Source organism: Duganella sp. sic0402 (assembly GCF_019219065.1).
Taxonomy (GTDB): domain Bacteria; phylum Pseudomonadota; class Gammaproteobacteria; order Burkholderiales; family Burkholderiaceae_D; genus Rugamonas.
This window is the reverse complement of record NZ_JAHUWK010000016.1, coordinates 23,466-44,816: the sequence shown is the minus strand read 5'-3', so window position 1 is coordinate 44,816 and position 21,351 is coordinate 23,466. Positions and strand designations below refer to the sequence as shown.

The following is a 21,351-nucleotide window of genomic DNA, read 5'->3' as shown; positions in this document are numbered from 1 at the left end:
TTAGAGAAAAATCATGCAAGACTTCCACCACAACCGCGCCCGCGCCCTGATGAAGAGCGCTGAAGAACTGTACACCAAGCAGGACGTCGACAACGCCGTCACCGCCATGGCCAACACCCTCAACACCCGCTACGATCAACCGGACAGCGAAGAATTCCCGCTGGTGCTGGGCGTGATGGGCGGTGCCGTGGTCTTTACCGGCAACCTGCTGCCGCAACTGACCTTCCCGCTCGAATTCGACTACATCCATGTCAGCCGCTACGGCGACGAAGACCGTGGCGGCGAAGTGGTATGGAAAGTCGTGCCGCGCTCGAACGTCACCGGCCGCACCGTGATCGTGCTGGACGACATTCTCGACGAAGGCGAAACGCTGGCCCACGTCAAACAGCGCCTGCTCGACATGGGCGCCAAGGAAGTGATCCTGGCCGTGTTCTGCGACAAGGCCATCGGCAAGCCGAAGCCAGTGGTGGCGGACATCGTCGGCATCACCATCCCAAACCGCTTCGTGGTCGGCTTCGGCATGGACGCCTACGGCTACTGGCGCAACCTGCCGGGCCTGTGGGCGATTAATACCGAAAACTGAGACAGGCGCGGCGCATGATGGCAGGATTACAGGATGGTTGATACGATTATCTCCTGGCTATTCCTTGCCGCCATCGCGCAGGCCGTGTTTCTCAGCATCGCCCTGCTCAACCCGCGCCAGCCGGAGATGCGGACCGCCAACCGGCTGCTGTCCGCACTACTGCTGATTTTTTCAGCAATCATCGGCCATGCCTGGCTCGGGCTCAATCAGTTGTACCGCATCTATCCGCATAGCGCGCTGGCGATCGTCACGCTGGGGCTGGCAGTGGGGCCGCTGCTGTATCTCTATCTGCACGCCATGCTGTCCGACCAGCCGCTCGGCCGGCGCGCGCTGCTGCATTTCCTGCCCTTTGCAGTCGCCACGCTCGCGATGCTGCCCTTCTACTTGCGTTCGGCTGACGAAAAACTGGCCTGGATGCGCGCCTATGACGGCTGGCCCTGGTATCTGGCGCTGTTTGCGGTGGTCAAAATGGCCATCCTGTTCTTTTACCTGCGCGCCAGCTACCGGCTAGTGCAACGCGTGCCGGCCGATTCCGCGCTGGTGACCGATTTGCGCCGGCTGATGCGCGTCTGGCTGTTCAGTGCCGGCCTCAGCGTCCTGGCGGTGGCCATGGCGGCGGTCGATGCCGAGCTGCCGCTATCGGTGGAGGCGGTGGACGGCGGGGCGCTGATGCTGTTCGTCTTCGCCACCGCCTACACGGCGATGCGCCTGCCGCTGGGATACCGGCCGCAAACCCTGCCACCACCCAAGCCGCGCTACGGCGACAAACAGTTATCCACAGCCGACCGTGACGCTTTCCTGGCCCGTCTGACAGCCTGCATGGAACAGCAACAGCCCTACCGCAACGGCGCGCTCAAGCTGGAAGACCTGGCGGCGCAAGTGGCAATGACGCCGCACGAGCTATCGCAGCTGATCAACCAGCATTGCGACGCGAATTTCGCCGATTTTCTGAATCGCTACCGTGTGGAAGCGCTGAAAAACGCCCTGCAAGATCCGCAGCAGGCCAGCGCCAGCATCCTCGACCTTTCATTGATCGCCGGATTTAACAGTAAAAGCGCGATGAACCGGGCATTTAAGAAAATCACCGGCATGACGCCGGGCGAGTTCCGCGAACAGGCAAAAACTGCCGCGTAGCGCGTGCCGTATCATGATCCGGCACGCCAAATACGTCACGGCGCAGCACACTGGGCCCATCACAACAAGGAGCCCAGCATGAAACTCACCCGCCTTTTCGCCAGCTTGCTGATCTGCGCGCCAGCCATGGCCAGCCAGACCTGGATCACCAACGTCAAACTGGTATCGCCGGAAAAACTCGACCGCATCGAAGCCGGCAGCGTGCTGATCGAAAACGACCGCATCGTGCGGGTCGAGCGCGGTACCGGCAAAGCCGCGCCCAAGGGGGCGGTACGCGTGGACGGCAAAGGTTATTACCTGACGCCCGGCCTGATCGACTCCCATGTGCACCTGTTTGCCGTGCCAGGCATGAGTTTTGAGCAATCCGAGCACATGCAGGACATGGCGAATGCCTACTTCACGCAAATGCCGCGATCTTATCTCTACTACGGCTATACCACCGTGATTGACCTGGCCGCAGGCAGCCGCGAATTCATCGACCGGGTCAAGGCCATGCCGCTGCACCCGGATATTTACGACTGCGGCACGCCGCTGGTCATCGCCAACGGCTATCCCTCGGCCTTCATCGCGCCGGTAAAGCGCTACCAGATGTTCACCAACTTTATCTACGATCCCGCGCAGAAGGACAAGATTCCTGCCGAGTACAAGCCGGAAGACTACACGCCGGCCAAAGGCGTGGCGCGGGTCAAGGCCGACCATGCGATCTGTCTCAAAACCCACTATGAACGCGGCTTTGGCAGCCAGCGCAACCTGCCGGTGATGAGTCCGGCCATGTATGCCGAGGTGCGTGAGCTGGCCAGACAGGCCGGGCTGGTAATGGTCACCCATGGCAACTCGCTGGAATCGCAGACATTCGCCGTCAATGGCGATGTGGAAGTGCTGGCGCACGGCATGTGGCACTGGGGTGCGCTGAACAATTCGAAGGAGTTGCCAGACGAAGTGAAGCAATTGCTGGACAAAGTCATAGAAAAGAAGATCGGCTACCAGCCCACCATGCAAGTGCTGTACGGCCTGCGCGCCTATGTCGATCCGGACTATCTGAACTCGCCTGCACTGGCCAAGCTGCTGCCGCCCGCCATGCTGGCCTGGCTTAAAACACCCGAGGGCAACTGGTTCAAGGAAGAAGTGGCCGAAGAAGGCGAAACCGATGAAGCAGTCCGCCAGGGCATGGAGGCCCCACTGCGTCGGCAGCGCCAGGTGCTTGCCTATTTGGCGAGCAAGAATGCAAATTTCCTGTTCGCCACCGACACGCCCTCTTCGCCGACTTACGGCAACATTCCCGGCCTGAACGGCTACCTGGAAATGCAGAACCTGCGCAGCGCCGGATTATCCCTGGAGCAAATTTTCAAGGCGGCCACCATCAACAATGCCCGCTCCTTCCATCTGGACAAGGACCTGGGCACCATCGAGCCGGGCAAGGTCGCCAACCTGGTATTGATGAAAGAATCACCGCTGAAGGATGTCCGTGCCTACGATACGATCGACACGGTCTGGGTGCGCGGCAAGCCGGCGGCGCGGGATAGCCTGGCCGCCGGACAGTAACTACAGCGCCAGGCGGGCGCGGGCGGCGTCGTACTCCTGCTTGAGACGGGCTACCATCTCGGCAGTGGTCGGGATATCGTCCATCAGGCCGACGCCCTGGCCGGCGCCCCAGATGTCGCGCCAGGCTTTGGCGCTGCTGGAGCCGAAGTTCATCGCGGTCTTGTCGGCGCTCGGCAGCGCGTCGGGATCCAGGCCGGCAGCGACGATGGATTTTTTCAGGTAATTGCCGTGAACGCCGGTGAACAGGTTCGAATACACGATATCCGCTGCGGTCGATTCTACAATCGCTTCGCGGTAGCCATCGCTGACGTTCGATTCCTGCGTGGCCAGCCAGCGCGAGCCGATGTAGGCGAAGTCCGCGCCCATTGCTTGCGCCGCCAGGATCGCATCGCCGGTGGCGATCGAACCGGACAGGGCAACCGGGCCTTTGAAGAACTTGCGCACCTCGCCGACCAGCGCAAACGGCGACAGCGGACCGGCATGGCCGCCAGCGCCCGCAGCGACCAGAATCAAGCCATCGACGCCCGCTTCCAGCGCTTTTTCCGCATGGCGTATCGAAATCACGTCGTGCAGCACGATGCCGCCGTAGCTGTGGATCGCGTCCAGCATCTCTTTTGGCGGCGCGCGCAGCGAGGAGATGATGATCGGAATCTGATGCTTCACGCAGACCTCCACATCATGCGCCAGCCGGTCGTTCGACTGGTGGACGATCTGGTTGACGGCAATCGGGCCGACACGCTGGCCAGGATTGGCTGCCTGGAAGTCGGCCAGTTCTTTCTGCAGATCGGTCAGCCACACATCCAGCAGCTCCGCAGGACGCGCATTCAGCGCCGGGAAAGAGCCGACGATACCGGCCTTGCACTGGGCCGCCACCAGCTTGGGGCCGCTGGCAATGAACATCGGGGAAGCGATGACGGGAAGGGAGAGGTTTTGCAGGACTGCAGGCAAGGTCATGGCGTGCTCGCTGACGTGAGTTGATCGGTTCAAACGATTATAGATCGAAAATAGTACGACCGTGCCTAAAGTAGGGCAAACCCTCTATATTATTCATTAAGTAAGTACTCACCCTCGACACGTGCCGCCGCTGCACGCACTAGCTGTCCCACTGCCCACGGCCCCAGCGCCTCCGGCGGCTGCTTGAGATGGTTGTCATTGGCGGCGGCAAACACCGGCATCGATGTCAGCAGCGCCGGCACATCGGCCAGCGCGATGCGCTGGCGCTCCAGCAGCAGGAACTTCAGCAATACTTTCAACGCGTTCTGGGCGTTGCGGACCGGGTCAGCGGCCAGGTAGTCCAGCCGAGAGCGGGCGCGGCCCAGCGCGCCGGCCACATCGGTGAAGGGTGCGCCATGGCCCGGGATCACGACCGCGACATCCAGCCCCGCGATCAGATCCAGCGTCGCGCGTTCCTCGGCAAAGCCGGATTGCCCGTCCAGCTCAGGAAAGATCACGCCAAAGCCGTTTTCCCACAAGGCGTCGGCGGACACCAGCACCCTTGCGGCGGGGCAGTAAAAAATCAGCGAGTGCGGATCGTGGCCGGGCGCGGCCAGCGCCTGCCATTCCATATCGGCCAGTTGCAGCACATCGCCAGGCGCGACCGTGGCGTCGAAAGTGAAACGGTCGCAGCGCTGGCCGGTGGCCTTGAAGCTGAGCGCCTCCACGTCCCAATGGCGCACCTTGTCTGCCTCGGCCGCCGGGATCGAGGTCTTGCAGCCGAAATGGGCTTGCAAGATGGCGTTGCCGCCGCAGTGATCGGAATGCAGATGGGTGTTGAGGATCTGGTCCAGGTGGCGGCCGTGCAACACATGGCGCACCAGTTCCAGCGTCTGCGGCGCGTGGCTGAGGTAGCCGGTATCGATGATCGCCGTATCGTGGCGTCCCAGCAGCATGATGTTATTGGACGACAGCCAACCACGCTCCAGCACCTGGATGGAATCCGGCAGCACGCTCATTGCTCCTCGTCGAAATGCAGGGTTGCGCGCCGGCGCGGCAAGTCGGCCCAGACAGCACGCTTGTAATCATCATCCGCCTTGCCCCAGGCGATGATTTCTTCAATGCTGCGCAAGCAGCCCATGCAATAGCGCCGCTCCATGTCCATCTTGCACAGGCTGACGCAGGGCGACGGCACCGGCGACGGGATAATGTTAGTGACTTCACTCATGGACGCATTATGCCGCGAAGCGGCTTGACTTGCTGCTATTCAGTCCTAAACTACCATCCATACAGATGGTCCTCAGATGGAGTTTTCGCATGGCAACTGAATCAGAAAAAATTACCATCAATCTGGGCCCTATCGATTTAGGCCAGGTTGACTTGCTGGTGCAGGAAGGGTTTTACTCCAATCGTACCGACCTGATCCGCACCGCCATCCGCAATCAGCTGAATTTGCACGCCGACGTGGTCAAGCAGACGGTGGCGCGGAAAAGCCTGGTGCTGGGCCTGCAGCATTATTCGCGCGCCGACCTGGAAGCGCTGCAGGCGGCCGGACAACGGCTGCAAATCCAGGTGCTCGGCATGGCCAGCATCGCCAGTGATGTATCGGTGGAACTGGCGCTGGCCACCATCGAATCGATTGTTGTACTCGGTACACTGCACGCCAGCGCCGTTCTGAAGACGGCGCTGGCGCCGCGCATCCACTAAGGGAACGCCATGAAGCTCAATTTTCTCACGCAGATGCGCGAAGCAGCGCAGCACTTTCTGGACAAGAATACGCATCTCCACAAGCGGGGACCGAATACAGCCAAGCGGCCGGAGGAATTCGCCCAGGACATGCTGAACCGCATGGGCATCAAGGTCGATTTGCAGAGCAATCTGGATCGCGCGATGGACATCGGCTCGGTGCTGCATCCGGCGCCCTCCCATCCGCTGCCCGCAGGCGCGCAATTTGTCACCGGCAGCCATAGCAATCACGCGGGCACGCGCAACTACAAGCTGTACATCCCCTCCAGCTATCGCGGCCAGCCCATGCCGCTGCTGGTGATGCTGCATGGCTGTACGCAGAATCCGGATGACTTTGCCGCTGGCACGCAGATGAACCAGCTGGCGGAGGAACTGGGCTGGCTGGTGGTGTATCCGGAACAGACCGCCAGCGCCAATCACTCGAAGTGCTGGAACTGGTTCAGCGCCATCGACCAGCAGCGCGGCCAGGGCGAGCCATCCATCATTGCCGGCATTGCGCGCCAGGTGATCGAGGATTATCCGGTGCATGCGCGGCAGGTGTATGTGGCCGGCCTGTCGGCGGGCGGCGCGATGGCGGTGATCGTCGGCACCTTGTATCCGGAATTGTTTGCGGCGGTGGGTGTGCACTCGGGCTTGCCGTTTGCGTCGGCGCAGGATTTGCCGTCGGCCTTGTCGGCGATGAAGCGCGGTGTGAACACGGCGGCCAAGGCAGGTAATGACTCGCAGCCGATCATCGTGTTCCATGGCGATAGCGACACCACGGTGAATCCGCGCAACGGCGAGCAGGTGATGGCGCAGCGGCTGCGCCATCATCGCGGTGCGCGGTCATCAGTGCAGTCGGAGGCGGTGCCGAACGGCTATCGCTACACGCAAACCACGCACACCACGGCGGATGGTGCACCGGTGGGCGAGCATTGGGTAGTGCATGGCGCGGGCCATGCCTGGTCGGGCGGTAGCGAGCTCGGCACTTATACCGACGCCAAGGGGCCGGACGCCAGCCGCGAAATGCTGCGCTTCTTCCGCACCGTGAGTTGATCAGGACATAAACATCCGCACCAATATGCCGGCGGTGGCAATAATGTGCGCCACCATGATGCCTACCATCCAGCGCACATAGCTATCCATGCGGTCTGTCGATTTCTGATGAAGTCCATCCATGCGGTCCATGGACTTCTGATGAATTCCATCCATACGGTCCATGGATTTCTGATGGAGCGCTTCCATATGGCCGCGCATATCGTCGAACCGCATCATGGATTCGCGGTGATTTTGTTCGACGGTGCGCTGCAAGGATGTCAGCGCAATGCTAACGTTGTCCATTTGCGTCTCCAGCCGCACGATGCGGACGATGTTGCCATCGTCCGCCGCGCCACTTTGCTTGTCAAGCGAGGTCGGGTTCATTTTTGCGCGCTCCCAGGCGGGTTATGCGCTATTGTCGGATGGCGGACGCGACGAAGTTTGAGCCTGCTCAATGATGTGTTGCTTCAGGCATTGCGGGCACCAGCAACTGGCGCCGGGAGCGGACGGGACGGGCAGCGAAGGCGGCAGCAAAGTGCACCAGCACGGCTGCGCCGGGACGGCAGGATCGGCATCCGTCATTGCGCAGGAGAACTGCGTGCCGCAGCGGGAACAAGTACTCATCACTTCAGCGTATCGGAGCTTCCGGGAAAATACAACAGGATGGCCCTATAATGCGTGCTTGAGTGCAGCCACAGGCTGTAAAATGCGCCCAAAAATCTATTTACCGGAATCGCCATGACCCAACTGACCAATCTGAACCTAGGCAATGACGCCGACGACCTGACTTCCGTTGAACCACGGATCAAGGCGCAAATTCTGGCTGAAGCGCTCCCTTACATTCGTAATTACCACGGCAAAACCATCGTCATCAAATACGGCGGCAACGCCATGACCGACGAACGCCTGAAACACGGCTTTGCCCGTGATGTCATTTTGCTCAAACTGGTCGGCATGAACCCGGTAGTCGTGCACGGCGGCGGTCCGCAAATCGACAACGCGCTGAAGAAAATCGGCAAGCAAGGCACTTTCGTGCAAGGCATGCGCATCACTGACGAAGAAACCATGGAAGTCGTCGAATGGGTGCTGGGCGGCGAAGTGCAGCAGGACATCGTGATGTTGATTAATCACTACGGCGGCCAGGCAGTCGGCCTGACCGGCAAGGACGGCGGCCTGATCCGCGCCCGCAAAATGGCCATGCCGGACAAGGAAAACCCGGGCCAGACGCTGGACATCGGCTTCGTCGGCGAAATCGAAGCGATCAACCCGGCCGTGGTCAAGGCGCTGCAGGATGACGCCTTCATTCCGATCATCTCGCCGATCGGCTTCGGCCAGGATGGCCAGGCCTACAACATCAACGCCGACGTGGTCGCCGGCAAGATCGCGGAAATCCTGAAAGCCGAAAAATTGATCATGATGACCAATATCGCCGGCGTGCAGGACAAGCAGGGCAATCTGGTGACCGATCTGTCGGCACGCGAAATCGACGAGATGTTCGCTGATGGCACGATTTCGGGCGGCATGCTGCCTAAAATTTCATCAGCCCTGGACGCCGCCAAGTCCGGCGTGAACACGGTTCACATCATCGATGGCCGAATTGAGCATTCTTTGTTGCTCGAAGTCTTGACCGAACAGGCATTTGGCACTATGATCCGGTCTCACTGAAAAAAAGGCGGTCTCGCCGGACGCCGGTGAAACCGCCACACTTGTATGCCCTTTTAGCTCAGTGGTAGAGCACTCCCTTGGTAAGGGAGAGGCCACGTGTTCAATCCACGTAAAGGGCACCACTCTTCTGCAGCACCCTCCCCAATTCAGTAAATACGTTCGACCGTCAGCCCGTGATTGCGCAGCAGCTCCGGTACGCTGTCTTTGCCGACCAGGTGCAACACGCCGATCGCCGCGACACTGTTGTTTTCACGCGCCATCAGCTTGAGCATGCCGTCGGCCAGCGCCGGATTACGGCCGTGCAGCAGCACCTTCTGCACAAAGCGGCCGGAAAAAGTCTGGTCCTGTTCTGCTTTCAGCGCCAGCGCCTCCAGTGCCTGCGCGTCGGCACTGCCCCAGGCCTGCGCGATCTGGCGTGCCTGGTCGGCCTGTTCCTTGTCCTCGATGCCGGCGATCGCCTCTTGCAGGAACAGCAGCTGCTCGGCCGGCGTCATCTTCTGATCGAACAACGCCATCTGGGCCTCTGCCGATTCCAGCTCGACGACTTTCTTGCCTGCGGCATGCGCCTGCTTCGACAGATGCGCATCCACCGCCAGCGACGCGTCATAGCCTTGCGCTGCAAACTCGCTAACGGTCAGCACGGTGGCCAATAGCCAGGGCTTCATCGGCGCTACCGCCTGCGGTTCGATGTTGTACTGCTTGAGCAAACGCTCCAGGCGCTGGCGCCATGCCGGCGTCAAACCGCTGGCTCCCAGCTTGCTCAAGCCATGCTGCTGCACGGCGCGCGCCAGCTTTTGCGGATCGGCCAGCGGATCGATCTCCAGCGCCAGCACCGGCGCCTGTTTCAGCAAACCAGCCAGGCGCGGCTCCAGCGGATAGAAATCCTTGGCGCCGACGTGGATGGTGCCGAACAAATACAGCGTGCGGCCGTTCTGCTGCACCTTGAACAGCGCGCCGCGATTTGGCGCGGCGTCCTGATCGGCGGCCAAGGCGGGACCGAAGGCAAACAAGAACAAACTGCAGAACATCACTATAATCTGGCGCTGCATGATTTCCTTTGTTGGTAGAGATGACGTGAATATTACCCGCTCCTCGCCCGTGTGGCTGTTTGATCTTGATAACACGCTGCACAACGCTTCGCACGCCATTTTCCCCGCGATCATGGCGGGCATGAACACCTATCTCGCGCGCCTGCTGGGAGACGGCGTCACGCCCGCCGGCGAGGAACTGGTGAACGCCACCCGCACGCTGTACTGGCAGCGCTACGGCGCCACCACGCTGGGCGTGGTCAAGCACCACGGCGTCAAGGCTGCGCACTTTCTCGATGAAACCCACCGCTTCGATGACCTGACCGCGATGATCCGCGCCGAACGCGGACTGCGCCAGCTGCTGCGCCGCCTGCCCGGCCGCAAAATCCTGCTGACCAATGCGCCGCACCGCTATTCGACCCAGGTGCTGAAACATCTGGGCCTGCAACGCCACTTCCATCAGCATGTTGCGGTGGAAGCGATGACGGTGCACCGCCACATGCGCCCCAAGCCATCGAAGCTGATGCTGCGCAAGCTGATGCGCCGTCACCAGCTGACGCCGCGCCGCTGCATCCTGGTGGAAGACACGCTGGCCAATCTGCGCAGCGCGCGCCAGCTCGGCATGCGCACCGCGTGGATCACCCAATACCTGACCATCGGCGACACCGCCGGCCTGGCGCATCCGCAAAAACGACTGATTCGCCCCGCTTATGTCGATGTCAAAGTAAAATCTGTCAGGAACCTGCCGTCACGCCTGCACCAGCTGCGCTGACCCACACTTTTTAACCGCGAGATCATATGGCAAGCACACCGCCAGGCCAGCGCCGGCTGCAGATTCTGCAAGCGCTGGCGGAGATGCTGGAACAGCCCAAGGGCGACAAGATCACCACCGCTGCGCTGGCGCGCAAGCTGGCGTTTTCCGAAGCCGCGCTGTACCGGCATTTCGCCAGCAAGGCGCAAATGTTCGAAGGACTCATCGAGTTCATCGAATCGACCGTGTTTGGCCTGATTAACCAGATCGCCGATCGCCAGAGCGACGGCCTGGCGCAGGCGCGCGACATCGTCGGCATGCTGCTCAACTTCGCCAGCCAGAATCCGGGCATGACGCGGGTGCTGATCGGCGACGCGCTGGTCAACGAGGACGAGCGCCTGCAACTGCGCATGAACCAGTTTTACGACCGCGTCGAGCTGGCGCTGAAGCAGGCTTTGCGCCTCGCCGCCAGCGAAGGCCAGGCGCATGAGGCGGATACCGCCGCGCGCGCAGCGATGCTGACCAGCTTCGTCATCGGCCGCTGGCACCGTTACGCCAAGAGCGGTTTCAAAAACAATCCGTCGCAGGACGCGGCGCTGCATATCACCCTGCTGTTGGCGTAAGCATGAACACCGGAGTATTCGCCCTGCTGGACGACGCCAGCCCGGAAGCCGCAGCGACCGGCAACCGTTCGCGCCTGTACACCGGCCACACCGGCACGCTGCGCTGCGACGACATCGCGGCATGGCCGCAACTGCTGGAGCAGCTGCAGGCGGCGCTGGCGCGCGGCGAATACGCCGTCACCGTATGCAGCTACGAGTTGGGCGAGGCGCTGCTGGCGCTGACGCCACCGGCCGCATCACACAGCGCGTCTGCGCCTGCTGCCGCGCCGCCGCTGGCGCCGCCGTTGGCGCAAGTCCTGCTGTTCCGCGACTGCGCGCGGCTGTCGTCCGCCGAAGTAGGCAACTGGCTGGCTGCCCGTTCCTTTCCGATCGAACAACCGGCCGGCGTGGCCAACATCCGCGCGAACATCAATCAGGAAGTGTTTAGCGCCGCCCTGGCGCGCATACACGACTACATCGCTGCCGGCGACACCTACCAGGTCAATTACACCTACAGGCTGCGTTTTGACGCGTTTGGCGGCATCCACGCTTTGTACGCCCGCCTGCGCGGCCGCCAGCCAGTCCCATATGGCGCGCTGATCGCGCTGGACGACGGCAGCGCCGTGCTGTCGCTGTCGCCCGAACTGTTCGTGCGCCACAGCGGGGGCGAACTGACAGCGCGCCCGATGAAAGGCACTGCGCCCGCCGCACCGCCGAACCAGCAGGCGGAAAACATCCTGCGCGCCACCAACCTCGCCGCCGATCCGAAGAACCGCGCCGAGAACCTGATGATCGTCGACCTGCTGCGCAACGACATCGCCCGCGTCGCCACCACCGGCAGCGTCGAGGTGCCGGCGCTGTTCGAGGTGCACCGCTACGCCAGCGTGCTGCAAATGACCTCCACCATCACCGCGCAGCTGCGCGATGACGCCACACTGCACGACATCTTCGACGCGCTCTATCCCTGCGGCTCCATCACCGGCGCGCCCAAGCGCCGCACCATGGAAATCATCCGCGAACTGGAGCCGGACCCACGCGGCATCTACACCGGCGCCATCGGCTGGTTCGATCCATGCGGCGACGGCAAGGTGGGCGACTTCTGCATGTCGGTGCCGATCCGCACGCTGACCTTGCAGCCACCCGGCGCGGACGGCGTGCGCCATGGTGAAATGGGCGTCGGCGCCGGCATCGTTTTCGACAGCGACGCGAACCAGGAATACGCCGAGTGCAAACTCAAGGCGCGCTTCCTCACCGGCCTGCAAAACGAGATTGAAATCTTCGAAACCATGCGCGCCACGCCAGACGGCGGCGTGCGCCACCGCGACCGCCACCTGCGGCGGCTGGCCGCTTCGGCGGACTACTTCGGCTTCCCCTGGGATGCGAAAGCGGCGGATGCCTATCTGGACACCGCCTGCGCCATGCTGGAACCGCAGCATGCGGCCTACCGGCTGCGCCTCGCACTCAGCCCTTCCGGCGCCTTCTCGGTGCAGCATGCGCCACTGACGCCGCTGGCCGAACCGGTGCGCGCATTGCTGGCTGCCGATAATACGCATAGCACCGACCTGTTCCTGCGCCACAAAACCAGCATCCGCCAGCGCTACGACGCAGCCTGGCGCGACGCCGAAGCGCAAGGCGCATTCGACACTCTGTTCTTCAATGAGCGCGGCGAGCTGACCGAGGGCGGCCGCAGCAACGTCTTGGTGCGCATTGAGGGCAAATGGCTGACGCCACCGCTCAGCGCCGGTCTGCTGCCGGGCGTGATGCGCAGCGTGCTGCTCGACGATCCGGACTGGCAAGCAACGGAAGCCGTCATCACCCGCGCGATGCTGGAAAGCGCCGACGAAATCATTCTCTGCAACGCACTGCGCGGCGCACTGCGGGCGACGCTCGCCTAACCGGCAAAGCGCAAGCGGCTGGCGTCCTTGGCCGGCGGCGCGCCAAACAGGCGCGAATAATCACGGCTGAATTGCGACGGGCTGTCGTAGCCGACGTGATAACCCGCGTTGGCGGCATCCAGGCCATCGCTGACCATCAGCCGGCGCGCCTCCTGCATGCGCAGCTGCGTGCGGAATTCCAGCGGGCTCATTGCCGTCATTGCCTTGAAGTGTACATGGAAGGCCGAGCGGCTCATACCGGCAATGCCGGCCAGGTCTTCGATCCGCCAGCCATCCTTGAAGTGCGAGCGTATCCACACAATCACGCGCGCGATCTGACTCTGCCGGCTATCGGCCTGCGTGATCGCCTGAATGGCGCCGCCATTCGGGCCGGTCAGCAGCCGGTACAGAATTTCGCGCACCGCCAGCGGCGCCAGGGCGCCGATGTCGTCCGGCGTGTCCAGCAGCGCCACCAGCCGCGTGGCCGCATCCAGCAATCCGGAGTTCATCTGGTTGAGCGTCAGGCCGGCCGCCGTAACGTTTTGCGGCGGCTGCGGGGTTTTCAGCGCCAGCTCGGCCAGTTCCGCCGCATCCAGGTCCAGCTGAATGCTCATATACGGATGCGCTTCGCTCGCCTCGATCACCGCACCCATCACCGGCAGGCCGACCGATGCCACCAGATAGCTGCTCGGATCGTAGTGGAACACGCTGGCGCCCAGCGTGGCGCGCTTGCGGCCCTGCGCGACGAAGCATGCGGTCGGCTCGTACACCACCGGCATCGGCATGGTCGGCGCGGAGCATCGGATAAGCTTCAGGCCGGGAATGGCGCAGGCAAACGTGCCGTCTTCCGGCGCATGGCGGGCGATGGCATCGCGGAATGATAAAAGCTGGTGCATGACGCATTATGTGCAGCTCCGGACAATCGTGCAAGCATTGCGGAAAATCCTGCTACCGCTGGCCTGGCCGAAATCCCGACAATAGTCGTCATCAACCACCCCTGAGGAGATTCAGCATGACGACCAAACTTGACCAATACCGCCTGCTCGGCCGTTCCGGCCTGCGCGTTTCGCCGCTGTCGCTGGGCACCATGACCTTCGGTTCCGACTGGGGCTGGGGCGCCGACGACGCCGAAGCACGGCGCATCTTCGACGCCTATGTCGACCGTGGCGGCAATTTCATCGACACCTCGGTCAACTATACCAACGGCGCGTCCGAACGCATCCTCGGCAGCTTCGCCAAGGACAAGCGCGACCGCCTGGTGCTGGCCACCAAGTACACCATGGCGCGCGACGCGTCCAACATCAATTCCGGCGGCAACCACCGCTACAACCTGGTGCGCTCGGTGGAAACCAGCTTGCGCCAGCTGGACACTGACCGCATCGACCTGCTGTATGTGCACGCGTGGGACTTCAGCACCCGTCCCGATGAAGTGATGCGCGCGCTGGATGATCTGGTGCGCTCCGGCAAAGTGCTGTATCTCGGCATCTGCAATACCCCGGCCTGGCGCGTGGCCGAGCTGCAAACGCTGGCCGACCTGCGCGGCTGGTCGCCGCTGGTGGCGCTGCAAATCGAATACAGCCTGGTCGAGCGCACCGTCGAACACGAGCTGCTACCGATGGCGCAGGCGATGGGCCTGGGCGTGCTGCCATGGTCGCCGCTGGGCGGCGGCATCCTGACCGGCAAATACAGCCGCAAGGATCTGTCCGATGACAACGGCGCCGGCGTCGCCAGCGACCGCAAGGGCGTGATCGCCTCCACCGGCCATCTGAACCAGCGCTCGCTGGACATTGCCGACGTGGTGGGCAGCGTGGCCGATGAGCTGGGCGTATCGCGCTCGCAAGTTGCCCTCGCCTGGACGCTGGCCCATCCGGCCGTGGTATCGCCGATTATCGGTGCGCGCACGGCAGCCCAGGCCGAAGACAACCTCGGCGCGCTGGACGTGGTGCTCAGCGAAGACCAGCTGGCGCGCCTGAACGCCGCCAGCGCGCCGGCACCGATCTTCCCGGACCGCTTCATCGGCCGGCCAATGGCGCAGCAGCTGATTTTCGGCACCTCCCAGCTGAGCCAGCGCCGCCTATAAGTCGACGATCATCTCGAACCCGCCGTACACCAGGCGCTTGCCGTCAAACGGCATGTTGGCGGGTTCCATAAAGGCGGCCAGGCGGGGATCTTTCATGACCTTGTCGTTGACTTCATCGCGCTTGGCGCGCGATTCGTAGATGATCCACGAGAACAGCACGACCTCGTTTTCCTTCAGATCGACTGCTTGCGGAAACGAGGTCAGCTTGCCGGGCTTGACGTCGTCGGCGACCGACTCGCGGAATTCCAGCGCGCCGTGTTCTTTCCACACGGCGCCGCACTCGCGCGCCATTTTCTTGTAATCATCAAGCTTGTCCCGTGGGACAGGCGTCACAAAACCGTCTACGTAGGCCATGGCAGTCTCCTTGAGAGGTGAGGCGACTAGCGTAGCACGAAGCGTTTTCGGTAAGCGCCCGGTGTAGTGGCGGTGAGACGGCGGAAATGGTGGCGCAGCGTTTCCTCGGAGCCGAAGCCGGCGCGCTCGGCAATCTGCGCCAGCGGCACCTCCGGCTCCTCCAGCAAATCCTTGACGATGGCAACCCGCTCGCGGATCAGCCACTCGACCGGTCCGAGGCCGGTGGCCTGCTGGAATTGCCGCTGCAAGGTGCGCGGACTCATGGCCGCGCGTTGGGCCATGCTGGCCACCGTGTGCGCTTGCGCCGGATGGCTGCGCAGCCAGTCCATCAGCCGCGACAGCCGCCCCTGCTCGCCCTGCGCCATCGGCCGCGGCAGGAACTGCGCCTGGCCGCCTTCGCGATGCGGCGCCACCACCAGCCGCTGCGCCACCAGGTTGCCGACCTTGGCGCCATGATCGCGCCGCACCAGATGCAGCAGCATGTCCAGCCCGGCGGCCGAGCCGGCGGCGGTGATAACTTGGCCGTTATCCACATACAGATGGTCCGGCTGCACGTCGATGCGTGGATAACGTTGCGCCAGCCGGTCGGCATAGCGCCAATGCGTGGTGGCGCGCTGGCCATCCAGCACACCGGCGGCGGCCAGCACGAACACGCCCGAGCAGATCGAACACAGGCGCGCGCCACGCGCGTGGGCGGTGCGTATCCAGTCCAGCAATTGCGGCAGCGGCAACTCGTCGGCATCGCGCCAGCCGGGGATGATGATGGTGTCGGCGCGCGCCAGCAATTCCGGCGTGTACGGCGCTTGCACGGTGATGCCGCCAGCAGCGCGGATCGGCCCCTCTTCAATCGCGCAGACGGCAAACTCATACCAGTCCACGCCAAGCTCCGGGCGTTCCAGCGCGAACAGTTCGACCGTGCAGCCGAACTCGAAAGTGCACAGGCGGTCATACGCCAGCGCCACCACCAGATGTTTTTTCATGGCGCAATCTTACCGTAGATCGGCATATGCGCCACTTCTTGCCATGACGGTGCGCCAGCACAATAGATGCTCAACTTCAAAGGAGAACCCGATGTCCCTCGTCACCGCCATTCCCGCCGCCGGCAGCGCCGCCGCGCTGGCCCATTTTGAAGCCAGCTTCCACTACGAAACCGATTGCTGGGACGTGCACGACGCCATCAGCAGCGGCCAGCAGGACTTTGTGCTGCTCGATGTGCGCGGAACGGAAAAGTACGCGGCCGGCCATGTGCCGGGCGCGCTCGACCTGGCGCACCGCAAAATCATCGGCTCGAAGATCGCCGAGTTCCCTGCCGACACGCTGTTTGTCGTGTATTGTGCCGGACCGCATTGCAACGGCGCTGCCCGCGCCGCCGTGCGGCTGGCGCAGTTGGGCCGCCCGGTCAAACTGATGACCGGAGGCGTTACCGGCTGGCTCGACGAGGGCTTTACCCTCGCCACTGCAGCAAACGTACGCGACAATCAGGCGACAGCGCTATAGACTGCGGCTGTTTGCCATTGAGCGGAAGGATGAGTAATGCACAAGACACGCAGCCTATGGGCCGCATTCGCCATGCTGATGGCCGTCGCCGGCATGGCCATGGCCAGCGCGGACAGAACGCCCAAGCCCGGTGGCGTCTATCGCCTGAAACCTGGCATCTATGTTGCGGAAGGTTCGGCGTGCAGCTCGCCGGCCAATGCCGCGATCCGCCGCTATGACGGCAAGGGCATCTCCACGGCGCACACCAAGGCCTGCAAGGCCACGGTGCGCAAACGCCGGGGCAATCAATACACGGTGGCGCAGTCCTGCATGGATGCTGGCACGCGCACCACGTCGCGCCAGACCCAGCACCAGCAGGTCACAGTGGAAAACGCGCTGAGCTTCAAGCAAAGCATCGCGGGCAATATGACGACGTATCACTATTGCCCGATCCGGGAGCTGCCTCCCGGCCTGCGCAAAGCAGCGCGCTGATTACTGCATCAGGAGCCCAGCGCTTTTTCGACGGCGCTGACCAGCTGCTTGTCGTTAGGCGTAGTCTTGCTGCCAAAGTTGTTGACCACATTGCCGTGGCGGTCGATCAGGTATTTGTGGAAGTTCCATGCCGGCGCCTTACCGGTGGCCTTGATCAGATTGGCGAACAGCGGGTTAGGCTCCTTGCCGGACACCACTGACTTGGCGAACATCGGGAATTTCACGCCATAAGTGTTGTAGCAGAAATCGGCGATTTCCTTGCTGCTGCCCGGTTCCTGCTGGCCGAAGTCGTTCGACGGGAAGCCCAGCACCACCAGGCCCTTGCTGCCGTACTTGGCGTACAGGCCTTCCAGGCCTTCGTACTGATTGGTGAAACCGCAGTAGCTGGCCGTGTTGACCACCAGGATCACCTTGCCGGAATACTGGCACAGGTCCTGCGGCGCCTCGTCCTGCAAACGCTTGAAGGTTTGCTTGAGAATGGCTGGGCAGCTGGTCGGCGCCGTCGCCGCAGCGGCGGCAGGAGCTGCTGCTGGCGCTTGCGCAAACGCGGAGGCGCTGGCCAGCATGGCCAGCGAGGAAACGAGGCACAATTGGGCGAAGGTCTTGGACATGGTGTCGGGCCTGAAAGAATAGGAAAAAAACCATTCTAGTCCAAATTAGTTCCCCTCGCACGATTGATCCGGATTAAGCAGAATAGCGGCCAGCGGCATATCGTCCATCCCACGCACAGGAGAACGATCATGCGTATTTTGTGCTTGCTGTTACTACTGGTTGTCGGCATCACGCAAGCGCAGGTGATGTCTTTGCCGGCGCTGCGCGCTGGCGAGGTGAGCGTGTCGGGACTGTCATCCGGCGCCTTCATGGCGGTGCAGTTCGAGGTGGCTTTCTCGCGCACCGTGATCGGCGCTGGCGTCATTGCTGGCGGTCCTTACTTCTGCGCGCAAGGCAATGTGCTGACCGCCACCACCCGTTGCAGCTGCACCAGTGAATTGAACAACTGCCAGGTGCGCTCCGGTGGGACGCGCGTGCCGGAGCTGATCGCCATCACCGACTGGTTCGCCGCCACGCGCAGCATCGACCCCACCAGCGCGCTGGCCGGACACCGCATCTGGATGCTGTCCGGCAGCCTCGATTCGGTCGTGCCGCAAGCGGTGATGAACGACCTGTTCAGCTACTACCGCCACTACATCGGCGCCGGCAACATCAGCTACCAGCGCAAGCTCGCTGCGCAACACGCCTTCCCCACCAACACTTATGGACGCGCGTGCTCGGCGCTGGGCTCACCCTACATCAACAACTGCAACTACGACGCGGCTGGCGCGCTGCTGGCGTGGATCTACGGTCCGCTGGCCGCGCGCAGCAACGCACCGGCCGGCCGCTTCGTGGCTTTCGATCAATCGGAATTCATCGCCGCGCCCAGCTGGCATGGCATGTCGGACACCGGCTATCTGTACATTCCGCCGGCCTGCGAAGCTGGTGGCTGCCGCCTGCATGTGGCCTTCCATGGCTGCCAGCAAAGCCAGGACAATATCGGCATGCTGTTCGTGCGCCACGCCGGCTACAACGCCTGGGCCGACAATAACCGCCTGCTGATCCTGTATCCGCAAACCACCGCCACCTACGCCAATCCCAACGCATGCTGGGACTGGCGGGCGCACGACGACACGCGCTATGCGCAGAAAACCGGCCGCCAGATGGCCGCCATCAAACGCATGCTGGACCGCCTGGGCGGCAGTCCCACTGTCCTGCTTATATGCCGCCGAGGCAGATGTACTTGACCACCAGGTAGTCGTCGATGCCGAGGTGCGAACCTTCGCGCCCCAGACCGGATTGCTTGACGCCGCCGAACGGCGCCGCTTCCGTGGAGATCAGACCGGTGTTGATGCCGACGATGCCGCTTTCCAGCCCTTCCGCCACACGCCAGATGCGCCCCACGTCGCGCGAATAAAAATAGCTGGCCAGGCCGAACTCGGTATCGTTGGCCAAGGCGACGGCTTCTTCATCGGTCTTGAAGCGGAACAGCGGCGCCAGCGGGCCGAAGGTTTCTTCACCAGCGACCAGCATGTCGTTGCTGATATCGGCAATCACGGTTGGCTGAAAAAAACTGTGCCCCAGTACGTGACGCTGGCCGCCCAGTAGCAGCCGTCCGCCTTTGGACAAGGCATCGGCGATATGTTGCTCCACCTTTTGCACCGCCTTCTCATCGATCAGCGGGCCTTGCGTGACGCCCTCCTCCACACCGTTGCCGACCTTGAGCTTTTGTACTGCCGCCACCAGCTTTTGCGCGAACGCTTCGTACACGCCGTCCTGCACATAGATGCGGTTGGCGCACACGCAGGTCTGGCCGGCGTTGCGGAACTTCGAGGCGATGGCGCCTTCGACGGCCGCGTCCAAATCCGCGTCATCGAAGACGATAAACGGCGCATTGCCGCCCAGTTCCAGCGACAGCTTCTTGATGGTCGGCGCACTCTGCTCCATCAACAGGCGCCCCACCGCTGTGGAGCCGGTGAAGCTCAGCTTGCGCACAATCGGATTGGAAGTCATTTCGCCACCGATGTCTTTGGATTTGCCCGTCACCACGCTGAACACACCCGGCGGCACACCGGCGCGCCCGGCCAATTCCGCCAGCGCCAGCGCGCAGAACGGCGTCGCTTCGGCGGGCTTGAGCACCATCGGGCAGCCGGCCGCCAGCGCGGGGCCAGCTTTGCGGGTGATCATCGCAATCGGAAAATTCCATGGCGTGATGGCGGCGCATACGCCTATCGGTTCCTTGGTGACCAGCAGGCGGCGGTCCGTCCATGGCGACGCCAGCGTTTCGCCGGACACGCGCTTGGCTTCCTCGCCAAACCATTCGATAAAAGAAGCGCCGTACGCCACCTCGCCGCGCGATTCGCTCAGCGGCTTGCCTTGTTCCGCCGTCATCAGCAGCGCCAGGTCGTCGGTGTTTTCCAGGATCAGGTCATTCCACTTGCGCAGAATGCGGGCGCGCTCGCCGGCGGTCTTCTTGCGCCAGGCCGGCCAGGCGGCGTTGGCGGCGTCGATGGCGCGTCTGGTTTCGGCCGCGCCCATCACCGGCACGGCGCCGATTTGTTCGCCGGTGGCCGGATTGGTGACGGGCAGCGTCTTGCCGCTGTCGGCGTCAGTCCACTCGCCGTTGATATAGGCCTGCTGGCGCAGCAGGCTTGGATCTTTCAGTTGCAGCTTTGTTTGCAGCATAAGTCATTCTCCTTACTCCACGGTGAATGACGACAGATCGGGATGTGGTGGTGGATAACTCAGCTCCATACCTTCCAGCGTCTCCAGCAGCAGGCTGGCGATCACCAGGTTGCGATGGGTTTTGGAGTTGGCCGGCACCACATACCACGGCGCGTGCGGCGCGTCCGTCTCGCGGATCGCTTTTTCATACGCGCGCTGATAGTCGTCCCACTTTTCGCGTTGCTTGATGTCTTCCGGATTGAATTTCCACTGCTTGTCCGGGTCGTCCAGTCGCTCCTGCAAACGCTCGCGCTGTTCTTCCTTGGAGATATGCAGGAACACCTTGATGATGACCGTGCCCGTTTCCGCCAACATGCGTTCGAAGTCGCGGATCTGCGCGTAACGGCGCTTGCATTCCTCGTCATCGATCCAGCCTTGTACCCGGGTGATCAGCACGTCTTCGTAATGGCTGCGGTTGAAGATGGCGATCTCCCCGTCCATCGGTACATGCTGGTGGATGCGCCACAGGTAATCATGCGCGAGGTCGCTGGCGGTTGGCGCCTTGAAGGCCACCGCGCGCAAGCCCATGGGATTGATCCCCTTGAACAGTGCACGCACCGCGCCATCCTTGCCGGCGGTATCCGTGCCTTGCAGGACCAGCAGCACCTTCTGCTTGTGCTGCGCGTACAGCTTGTCCTGCAAGGCCGAGATGCGTTCGATCAGGCCGGCGGTACGTTCAAGGTCCAGCGTCTTGGCGCGCGACTTGCCAAGCTTGGGATTGGCGGCGCGCGTCGAGAAGGTGGTGTCGTCTGCATCCTTGTCGCGCAGCTTGAGTTTGGGGGTGGCGCGGAAGCGCTCGCGGGCGTTATGGGTCATGGT

Annotated in this window: 25 protein-coding genes and 1 tRNA gene; 14 read left to right on the top strand and 12 right to left on the bottom strand. The window is 62.7% G+C overall.

Annotation, left to right across the window (positions count from 1 at the left end; translation table 11 throughout):
* Window positions 1–13: 13 nt before the first annotated feature.
* The 3 genes from KW842_RS25775 (at window position 14) to KW842_RS25765 (ending at window position 3,259) form a co-directional block, all read left to right on the top strand.
* Window positions 14–583 (top strand): hypoxanthine-guanine phosphoribosyltransferase, encoded by a 570-nt coding sequence (locus KW842_RS25775; protein WP_218306983.1) that lies wholly within the window; start codon window positions 14–16, stop codon window positions 581–583.
* 33 nt (window positions 584–616) lie between these two features.
* Window positions 617–1,717, top strand: coding sequence for a helix-turn-helix domain-containing protein (locus KW842_RS25770; protein ID WP_218306982.1), 1,101 nt, complete (start codon window positions 617–619; stop codon window positions 1,715–1,717).
* A 78-nt stretch (window positions 1,718–1,795) separates the two neighbouring features.
* Entirely contained in the window at window positions 1,796–3,259 is a 1,464-nt protein-coding gene (locus KW842_RS25765) for an amidohydrolase family protein (protein ID WP_218306981.1), read from the top strand.
* Here the strand turns inward: KW842_RS25765 and KW842_RS25760 are convergent, their stop codons facing one another.
* The 3 genes from KW842_RS25760 to KW842_RS25750 all read right to left on the bottom strand — a co-directional run bounded on the left by KW842_RS25760 (window position 3,260) and on the right by KW842_RS25750 (window position 5,420).
* On the bottom strand, window positions 3,260–4,213 hold the full coding sequence (locus tag KW842_RS25760) for a nitronate monooxygenase family protein (RefSeq protein ID WP_218306980.1): 954 nt from the start codon (window positions 4,211–4,213) through the stop codon (window positions 3,260–3,262).
* Window positions 4,214–4,302: 89 nt separating this feature from the next.
* Window positions 4,303–5,211 carry an MBL fold metallo-hydrolase gene (locus KW842_RS25755; RefSeq protein WP_218306978.1) on the bottom strand — a complete coding sequence of 303 codons (909 nt, stop codon included), beginning with the start codon at window positions 5,209–5,211 and terminating at the stop codon, window positions 4,303–4,305.
* Window positions 5,208–5,420, bottom strand: a complete 213-nt coding sequence (locus KW842_RS25750; RefSeq protein ID WP_218306977.1) for a DUF1289 domain-containing protein — start codon at window positions 5,418–5,420, stop codon at window positions 5,208–5,210. The genes KW842_RS25755 and KW842_RS25750 overlap by 4 nt, the downstream gene beginning before the upstream one ends.
* 89 nt (window positions 5,421–5,509) lie before the next feature.
* Here KW842_RS25750 and KW842_RS25745 point away from each other — a divergent pair, with 89 nt between their 5' ends.
* Window positions 5,510–5,899 carry a CopG family transcriptional regulator gene (locus KW842_RS25745; RefSeq protein WP_229223908.1) on the top strand — a complete coding sequence of 130 codons (390 nt, stop codon included), beginning with the start codon at window positions 5,510–5,512 and terminating at the stop codon, window positions 5,897–5,899.
* 9 nt (window positions 5,900–5,908) lie between these two features.
* Window positions 5,909–6,973: a PHB depolymerase family esterase gene (locus KW842_RS25740; RefSeq protein WP_218306975.1), complete on the top strand. Its 1,065-nt coding sequence runs from the start codon at window positions 5,909–5,911 to the stop codon at window positions 6,971–6,973.
* Here the strand turns inward: KW842_RS25740 and KW842_RS25735 are convergent, their stop codons facing one another.
* Together KW842_RS25735 and KW842_RS25730 are read right to left on the bottom strand one after the other, a co-directional pair.
* Window positions 6,974–7,339, bottom strand: a complete 366-nt coding sequence (locus tag KW842_RS25735; protein ID WP_218306973.1) for a hypothetical protein — start codon at window positions 7,337–7,339, stop codon at window positions 6,974–6,976.
* A 21-nt stretch (window positions 7,340–7,360) separates the two neighbouring features.
* Window positions 7,361–7,579, bottom strand: a complete 219-nt coding sequence (locus tag KW842_RS25730; RefSeq protein ID WP_218306972.1) for a cysteine-rich CWC family protein — start codon at window positions 7,577–7,579, stop codon at window positions 7,361–7,363.
* Between the two features lie 114 nt (window positions 7,580–7,693).
* On the opposite strand from KW842_RS25730, the gene argB reads away from it, so the two are divergent.
* Complete coding sequence (argB, locus tag KW842_RS25725; protein ID WP_218306971.1) at window positions 7,694–8,620, top strand: acetylglutamate kinase; 927 nt, start codon at window positions 7,694–7,696, stop codon at window positions 8,618–8,620.
* Window positions 8,621–8,667: 47 nt separating this feature from the next.
* Window positions 8,668–8,742, top strand: a tRNA-Thr gene (locus tag KW842_RS25720).
* A 24-nt stretch (window positions 8,743–8,766) separates the two neighbouring features.
* On the opposite strand, the gene KW842_RS25715 is transcribed toward KW842_RS25720, so the two are convergent.
* The gene (locus tag KW842_RS25715) at window positions 8,767–9,669 is read right to left on the bottom strand and encodes a TraB/GumN family protein (RefSeq protein ID WP_229223907.1); all 903 of its coding nucleotides are present in this window, start codon (window positions 9,667–9,669) and stop codon (window positions 8,767–8,769) included.
* Between KW842_RS25715 and KW842_RS25710 the strand changes: the two genes are divergently transcribed.
* Genes KW842_RS25710 through pabB form a run of 3 tightly spaced genes read left to right on the top strand, consistent with a single transcriptional unit; the run spans window position 9,668 to window position 12,896 of the window.
* Window positions 9,668–10,420, top strand: coding sequence for an HAD-IA family hydrolase (locus KW842_RS25710; protein WP_218306970.1), 753 nt, complete (start codon window positions 9,668–9,670; stop codon window positions 10,418–10,420). The genes KW842_RS25715 and KW842_RS25710 overlap by 2 nt on opposite strands.
* A 26-nt stretch (window positions 10,421–10,446) precedes the next feature.
* Window positions 10,447–11,022 carry a nucleoid occlusion factor SlmA gene (gene slmA / locus KW842_RS25705; RefSeq protein WP_218306969.1) on the top strand — a complete coding sequence of 192 codons (576 nt, stop codon included), beginning with the start codon at window positions 10,447–10,449 and terminating at the stop codon, window positions 11,020–11,022.
* Window positions 11,023–11,024: 2 nt separating this feature from the next.
* The gene (gene pabB, locus KW842_RS25700) at window positions 11,025–12,896 is read left to right on the top strand and encodes an aminodeoxychorismate synthase component I (protein WP_218306968.1); all 1,872 of its coding nucleotides are present in this window, start codon (window positions 11,025–11,027) and stop codon (window positions 12,894–12,896) included.
* Here pabB and KW842_RS25695 read toward each other — a convergent pair.
* Window positions 12,893–13,771, bottom strand: coding sequence for an AraC family transcriptional regulator (locus KW842_RS25695; RefSeq protein ID WP_218306967.1), 879 nt, complete (start codon window positions 13,769–13,771; stop codon window positions 12,893–12,895). The two genes, pabB and KW842_RS25695, sit on opposite strands and share 4 nt — an antisense overlap.
* 116 nt (window positions 13,772–13,887) lie before the next feature.
* On the opposite strand from KW842_RS25695, the gene KW842_RS25690 reads away from it, so the two are divergent.
* Window positions 13,888–14,955 (top strand): aldo/keto reductase, encoded by a 1,068-nt coding sequence (locus KW842_RS25690; RefSeq protein WP_218306966.1) that lies wholly within the window; start codon window positions 13,888–13,890, stop codon window positions 14,953–14,955.
* Here the strand turns inward: KW842_RS25690 and KW842_RS25685 are convergent.
* Together KW842_RS25685 and ftrA are read right to left on the bottom strand one after the other, a co-directional pair.
* The gene (locus KW842_RS25685; RefSeq protein ID WP_218306965.1) at window positions 14,950–15,309 is read right to left on the bottom strand and encodes a DUF1428 domain-containing protein; all 360 of its coding nucleotides are present in this window, start codon (window positions 15,307–15,309) and stop codon (window positions 14,950–14,952) included. The genes KW842_RS25690 and KW842_RS25685 overlap by 6 nt on opposite strands.
* Before the next feature lie 26 nt (window positions 15,310–15,335).
* Complete coding sequence (gene ftrA, locus KW842_RS25680) at window positions 15,336–16,289, bottom strand: transcriptional regulator FtrA (protein WP_218306964.1); 954 nt, start codon at window positions 16,287–16,289, stop codon at window positions 15,336–15,338.
* Window positions 16,290–16,380: 91 nt separating this feature from the next.
* Here ftrA and KW842_RS25675 point away from each other — a divergent pair, with 91 nt between their 5' ends.
* Both KW842_RS25675 and KW842_RS25670 read left to right on the top strand, forming a co-directional pair.
* Window positions 16,381–16,806, top strand: a complete 426-nt coding sequence (locus KW842_RS25675) for a rhodanese-like domain-containing protein (protein ID WP_218306963.1) — start codon at window positions 16,381–16,383, stop codon at window positions 16,804–16,806.
* A 36-nt stretch (window positions 16,807–16,842) separates the two neighbouring features.
* Entirely contained in the window at window positions 16,843–17,277 is a 435-nt protein-coding gene (locus KW842_RS25670; protein ID WP_218306962.1) for a hypothetical protein, read from the top strand.
* Window positions 17,278–17,285: 8 nt separating this feature from the next.
* Here the strand turns inward: KW842_RS25670 and KW842_RS25665 are convergent, their stop codons facing one another.
* The gene (locus KW842_RS25665) at window positions 17,286–17,888 is read right to left on the bottom strand and encodes a glutathione peroxidase (RefSeq protein ID WP_229223906.1); all 603 of its coding nucleotides are present in this window, start codon (window positions 17,886–17,888) and stop codon (window positions 17,286–17,288) included.
* Window positions 17,889–18,017: 129 nt separating this feature from the next.
* On the opposite strand from KW842_RS25665, the gene KW842_RS25660 reads away from it, so the two are divergent.
* Entirely contained in the window at window positions 18,018–19,055 is a 1,038-nt protein-coding gene (locus KW842_RS25660; RefSeq protein WP_229223905.1) for a PHB depolymerase family esterase, read from the top strand.
* On the opposite strand, the gene gabD is transcribed toward KW842_RS25660, so the two are convergent.
* Window positions 19,027–20,493, bottom strand: coding sequence for an NADP-dependent succinate-semialdehyde dehydrogenase (gene gabD, locus KW842_RS25655; RefSeq protein WP_218306961.1), 1,467 nt, complete (start codon window positions 20,491–20,493; stop codon window positions 19,027–19,029). The two genes, KW842_RS25660 and gabD, sit on opposite strands and share 29 nt — an antisense overlap.
* A gap of 12 nt (window positions 20,494–20,505) precedes the next feature.
* Complete coding sequence (locus KW842_RS25650; RefSeq protein ID WP_218306960.1) at window positions 20,506–21,348, bottom strand: polyphosphate kinase 2 family protein; 843 nt, start codon at window positions 21,346–21,348, stop codon at window positions 20,506–20,508.
* Between the last annotated feature and the right edge of the window lie 3 nt (window positions 21,349–21,351).

What these genes read in the sequence shown, in the direction of transcription:
- KW842_RS25775 (WP_218306983.1), top strand. Translation starts at nt 14, where the DNA reads ATGCAAGACTTCCACCACAACCGCGCCCGCGCCCTGATGAAGAGCGCT.
- KW842_RS25770 (WP_218306982.1), top strand. Translation starts at nt 617, where the DNA reads ATGGTTGATACGATTATCTCCTGGCTATTCCTTGCCGCCATCGCGCAG.
- KW842_RS25765 (WP_218306981.1), top strand. Translation starts at nt 1,796, where the DNA reads ATGAAACTCACCCGCCTTTTCGCCAGCTTGCTGATCTGCGCGCCAGCC.
- KW842_RS25760 (WP_218306980.1), bottom strand. Translation starts at nt 4,213, where the DNA reads ATGACCTTGCCTGCAGTCCTGCAAAACCTCTCCCTTCCCGTCATCGCT.
- KW842_RS25755 (WP_218306978.1), bottom strand. Translation starts at nt 5,211, where the DNA reads ATGAGCGTGCTGCCGGATTCCATCCAGGTGCTGGAGCGTGGTTGGCTG.
- KW842_RS25750 (WP_218306977.1), bottom strand. Translation starts at nt 5,420, where the DNA reads ATGAGTGAAGTCACTAACATTATCCCGTCGCCGGTGCCGTCGCCCTGC.
- KW842_RS25745 (WP_229223908.1), top strand. Translation starts at nt 5,510, where the DNA reads ATGGCAACTGAATCAGAAAAAATTACCATCAATCTGGGCCCTATCGAT.
- KW842_RS25740 (WP_218306975.1), top strand. Translation starts at nt 5,909, where the DNA reads ATGAAGCTCAATTTTCTCACGCAGATGCGCGAAGCAGCGCAGCACTTT.
- KW842_RS25735 (WP_218306973.1), bottom strand. Translation starts at nt 7,339, where the DNA reads ATGAACCCGACCTCGCTTGACAAGCAAAGTGGCGCGGCGGACGATGGC.
- KW842_RS25730 (WP_218306972.1), bottom strand. Translation starts at nt 7,579, where the DNA reads ATGAGTACTTGTTCCCGCTGCGGCACGCAGTTCTCCTGCGCAATGACG.
- argB (WP_218306971.1), top strand. Translation starts at nt 7,694, where the DNA reads ATGACCCAACTGACCAATCTGAACCTAGGCAATGACGCCGACGACCTG.
- KW842_RS25710 (WP_218306970.1), top strand. Translation starts at nt 9,668, where the DNA reads ATGATTTCCTTTGTTGGTAGAGATGACGTGAATATTACCCGCTCCTCG.
- KW842_RS25715 (WP_229223907.1), bottom strand. Translation starts at nt 9,669, where the DNA reads ATGCAGCGCCAGATTATAGTGATGTTCTGCAGTTTGTTCTTGTTTGCC.
- slmA (WP_218306969.1), top strand. Translation starts at nt 10,447, where the DNA reads ATGGCAAGCACACCGCCAGGCCAGCGCCGGCTGCAGATTCTGCAAGCG.
- pabB (WP_218306968.1), top strand. Translation starts at nt 11,025, where the DNA reads ATGAACACCGGAGTATTCGCCCTGCTGGACGACGCCAGCCCGGAAGCC.
- KW842_RS25695 (WP_218306967.1), bottom strand. Translation starts at nt 13,771, where the DNA reads ATGCACCAGCTTTTATCATTCCGCGATGCCATCGCCCGCCATGCGCCG.
- KW842_RS25690 (WP_218306966.1), top strand. Translation starts at nt 13,888, where the DNA reads ATGACGACCAAACTTGACCAATACCGCCTGCTCGGCCGTTCCGGCCTG.
- KW842_RS25685 (WP_218306965.1), bottom strand. Translation starts at nt 15,309, where the DNA reads ATGGCCTACGTAGACGGTTTTGTGACGCCTGTCCCACGGGACAAGCTT.
- ftrA (WP_218306964.1), bottom strand. Translation starts at nt 16,289, where the DNA reads ATGAAAAAACATCTGGTGGTGGCGCTGGCGTATGACCGCCTGTGCACT.
- KW842_RS25675 (WP_218306963.1), top strand. Translation starts at nt 16,381, where the DNA reads ATGTCCCTCGTCACCGCCATTCCCGCCGCCGGCAGCGCCGCCGCGCTG.
- KW842_RS25670 (WP_218306962.1), top strand. Translation starts at nt 16,843, where the DNA reads ATGCACAAGACACGCAGCCTATGGGCCGCATTCGCCATGCTGATGGCC.
- KW842_RS25665 (WP_229223906.1), bottom strand. Translation starts at nt 17,888, where the DNA reads ATGTCCAAGACCTTCGCCCAATTGTGCCTCGTTTCCTCGCTGGCCATG.
- KW842_RS25660 (WP_229223905.1), top strand. Translation starts at nt 18,018, where the DNA reads ATGCGTATTTTGTGCTTGCTGTTACTACTGGTTGTCGGCATCACGCAA.
- gabD (WP_218306961.1), bottom strand. Translation starts at nt 20,493, where the DNA reads ATGCTGCAAACAAAGCTGCAACTGAAAGATCCAAGCCTGCTGCGCCAG.
- KW842_RS25650 (WP_218306960.1), bottom strand. Translation starts at nt 21,348, where the DNA reads ATGACCCATAACGCCCGCGAGCGCTTCCGCGCCACCCCCAAACTCAAG.